3 protein-coding genes are annotated in these 3,997 nt (G+C 61.2%); all 3 read left to right on the top strand.

What is annotated here, in order from left to right:
- Positions 1 to 42: 42 nt before the first annotated feature.
- Entirely contained in the window at positions 43 to 2,124 is a 2,082-nt protein-coding gene (locus ACE3OH_RS20445; protein WP_374357491.1) for an ATP-dependent DNA helicase, read from the top strand.
- Positions 2,125 to 2,258: 134 nt separating this feature from the next.
- Positions 2,259 to 3,386, top strand: a complete 1,128-nt coding sequence (locus ACE3OH_RS20440) for a tetratricopeptide repeat protein (RefSeq protein WP_374357488.1) — start codon at positions 2,259 to 2,261, stop codon at positions 3,384 to 3,386.
- 175 nt (positions 3,387 to 3,561) lie between these two features.
- Positions 3,562 to 3,997, top strand: a 436-nt coding sequence (locus ACE3OH_RS20435; protein ID WP_374357485.1) for a GNAT family N-acetyltransferase, incomplete at its 3' end; no start/stop codon positions are given.

Raw genomic sequence — 3,997 nt, 5'->3', positions numbered from 1 at the left:
TGCTAGAATCGCGCCGCCCGCTCAAGCCTTGGTTCCCTGCCTGTGACTACCCTAGACGACGTATTCCGTGAAGGCGGCCTGTTCAGTCAGGCCATGCCCGGCTATCGGCCGCGTCGCCAGCAGGTGGAAATGGCCGAGGCAGTAGCGCGGGCCATCGAGGCGAAAAAGCCCTTGATTGCCGAAGCCGGTACCGGCACCGGCAAGACCTATGCCTATCTGGTGCCGGCCTTGCTGTCGGGCGGCAAGGTGATCGTGTCCACCGGTACCAAGACCTTGCAGGATCAGCTGTTTCACCGCGATCTGCCCAAGGTGCGTGCAGCGCTGAAGGTGCCGGTCACCATCGCGCTGCTCAAGGGGCGCGCCAACTATGTATGCCGCTACCACCTTGAGCAGGCGCTCAGCGATGGCCGCTTTGCCCGCAAGGAAGATGTGGCGCAGCTGCAGCAGATCGTCCGCTTTGCCGCGGTGAGCCGCGATGGCGATAAATCCGGCTGCGCCAAGGTGCCGGAATCGTCGCCGGTGTGGCAGCACGCCGTGTCGACCCGCGACAACTGCCTCGGCGCCGACTGCCCCAACCATCAGGACTGCTTTGTGCTGCAGGCGCGGCGCGAGGCGCTGGAGGCCGATGTCGTGGTGGTCAATCATCATCTGTTCTTTGCCGATGTCTGGCTGAAAGACGAAGGCGCCGGTGAATTGCTGCCGCGCTGCAATACGGTGATTTTCGACGAAGCCCACCAGCTGCCCGAGGTGGCTAGCCTGTTTTTCGGCGAAACGGTGGCATCGGGCGCGCTGTTGGAGCTGGCGCGCGATAGCCGTGCCGAAGCGCTGAGCGCCGCCCGCGATTTCGTCCACTTGCCTGCTGCGGCGCAGGCGCTCGACAAAGCGGTGCGCGATCTGCGCCTGGTGTTTGGCCAGGAAACGGTGCGACTGCCGCAGCATGCACTGGCCGAACGGCTCGACTTTATCGAAGCGTTGGCCACCCTGGCCGACGCGCTGGGCAAGCTGGCCGACCTGCTGGCGGATCAGGCCGAGCGTTCCGAAGGGCTGGATGCGTGCCGGCGCCGCGCACAGGAGCAATTGGCGGTGTTGCAGCGCTGGCAGGCCGGCTTTGTGCCGGTGCCGCTCAAGGAGGCAGATGCGCCGGTACAGCCAGTCGCCGCACTGCCGTCACCAGCGGCGGAACAGGGGGCTAGCGAGTCAGCAGCAGCCAAGCCGGCAAACGCCGGCAAACAGGCCTTGAACCAGATCGATGCGGTGTTCTGGCTGGAAGTCAGCGCGCATGGCTTTTCACTCAATGCCACGCCGCTCGATATTGCCCGCTTGTTTGCCCGGCAACTGAATCAGGAGCGGGCGTGGATATTTACCAGTGCCACGCTGGCGATGAATGGCAATTTCAAGCACTACACCCATGAAATGGGCCTGTGGGAGGCAGAGCAGGCAGCCTGGGAGTCGCCATTCAATTACAAGCAGCAGGCGGTGTTCTATGTGCCGCAGGGTCTGCCCGACCCGAATAGCCGCGATTACACCAGCGCGGTCGTCGAGGCGGCCTTGCCGCTACTCAAATTGTCGGAAGGCCATGCTTTCTTATTGTTTACCAGCCTGCGGGCGATGCGCGAGGCGCATGAACTGTTGAAGGCGCGCCTGCCAGCCATGGGCCTTGATTACCCGCTGCTGCTGCAAGGCGAGGGCACCCGCACCGAGCTGCTCGATCGCTTCCGTAGCCAGCCCCATGCGATTCTGGTAGCCAGCCAGACTTTCTGGGAGGGCATCGACGTCAAGGGCGAGCAGCTGCGGCTGGTGGTGATCTACAAGCTGCCCTTCGCGCCGCCCGACGATCCGGTGCTGGCGGCGCGGATCGACAAGATCAATAAGGCCGGCCGCAATGCCTTTATGGAATACCAGCTGCCGCGCGCTGCCATCACCCTCAAGCAGGGCGCCGGCCGCTTGATCCGCGACGAGCAGGATCACGGCGTGCTGATGATCGCCGACCCGCGCCTGATCGACAAACCCTATGGCAAACAGATCTGGCAGGCCTTGCCGGCGATGACGCGAACCCGCGAGCTGCGCGTGGTCGAGCGCTTTTTTGCTCATATCAAGGCCAAAGCGGCTACGCCCCTCGCTTGATACTTGCTTGTGGCTGGCAGGATTCACAAACGGTCGGCGTGGTCGAGACTATTGTCTGATTGAGGCGTACATTCGCGCAGTTCGATTCGGCGGCAATTCTGCCGCTTTATCTTTTGATAGAGGCAAGAATTCCTATGAAGCTGATACCAACCTTGTTGCTGGGCTGCCTGCTGCTGAGCCCCGCCTATGCAGCCTGTCAAGCAAGCAATCGCGGCGCTGCTGCCGTCAAAAAGGCTGCGTTGGCTAGTGATGCCAATGCCCTAGCCGCTTTGATGGATACGGAGAAATTCCAGGATCGCGTGCTGGCAGATCTACGGCTCAATACCAAGTTCCGGAACGACGTCGCCAAGGGTCTCGACGCCGGCATGAGCAAAGGCTTCAGCTCAATGCTGAAAACCGTGTCCGCCTCGGGTATGCAACTGGTGGACCAAAAGGCGGCGCCTGGACTGGTGATGCTGCGCATGGAAGGCAAGACACCCGGCGATGGCATCAACTACCTGGAGTTTGAGCTAGATCAGAGTGGCTGCATTGTGGATTGGTCGCAGCTGATGTCAGGCTCGCGCTTTTCGGCCTTGATACGTCAAGTGATGGCCAGCTCCATACAAGACAAGACTCTTCTGGCTTCGTTGTTTGGCATCAACGAGGTTGACGATGCACTGTTGAGCAAATTCAAGAGCTTGGTGACTGCCATGCAAAGTCGAGAGCTGAAGAAAGCGGTAGCGATGTTCGATGAGTTACCGCCTCAGCTGCGTAATAGTTTCGACTTCACCATCATGCGTATTGGCCTGTTGGCGCAGATCGATGCGCAATCGCCGAATTACCGCAAGGCACTGGAAGAATTGGCGCGTAATCACGGCGGTGAGGCGCGCGCGCAGTTCATGCTGATCGATCATTATTTCCTGACCAAGCAGTACGACAAGGCGCTGGCAGCGATTGCCGCCTTACAGGGCAAGGTCGGGGTGGATGAGGAAAACGAGCTGTTGCGCGGCAATATACTGGCCGAAGCCGGCCGCGGCGAGGAGGCGGTAGCCGCCATGCGCAAAGTGGTAGCGCTCACGCCAGATCGCAAGCAGTCCTATTTTTTCCTGCTTGGCGCTGCGCTGGTCACCCAGCGTTACCAGGATGTTGTCGATACCATGGACTTGATCAATACCCGCTTCCAGCTCAGCTTTCCACACAAGACCTTGCAAGCTGATGCCGACTACGCGGGCCTGTTGGCATCCCAGCAGTACAAGGCCTGGCGGAAAAAGCATCCTGGCTAAGCCAAGGCTGGGCAAAACAAAAAGCCACCCAAGCACATCGACGGTTTTGGCGCGCTTGTCTGCCTGCTTCGGCCACCATTGCGCAGCTGTTAAGGAAATCACCTGGCCCCGGTTAGCCGAATGCCCATGAAACAGGCAAAATGCACGACCCTGGCCCCATCAAGACCCCCGCAATATGAATTCTGATTTGACGATCCGCCCGGTGCGCGCTGGCGATGAAGCCGCGTTGGCGCCGCTGCTGGTGCAGCTCGGTTATGCCATCGTGGCCGCCGAGCTGGCCGAGCGCATTGCGCTGTTTGCCGATCGTGCGACGGATTGCACCTTGGTGGCCGAGTGCGATGGCGTGATTGTCGGCTGCATTGGCCTGCATGTGATGGATTGCTTCCATCAGGTTCTCCGTCAAGGGCGGGTGGCCAGCTTGGTGGTGGACGAGCGCTGTCGTGGTCGGCGCATTGGTGCCGCATTGCTGGCGGCCGGCGAAGACTGGCTGCGCGCCCGGGGCTGTGCACGGGTCGAGTTGACCAGCCATGGCGAGCGTCGCGATGCGGCTCGCGGCTACCAAACACAAGGCGATTCCCACCACTCGCTGCGCGTCGTGAAACCCCGGCCGC

The organism is Chitinimonas sp., assembly GCF_041904975.1.
Lineage (GTDB): Bacteria > Pseudomonadota > Gammaproteobacteria > Burkholderiales > Chitinimonadaceae > Chitinimonas.
This window is presented reverse-complemented; position numbering and strand designations above follow the sequence as displayed.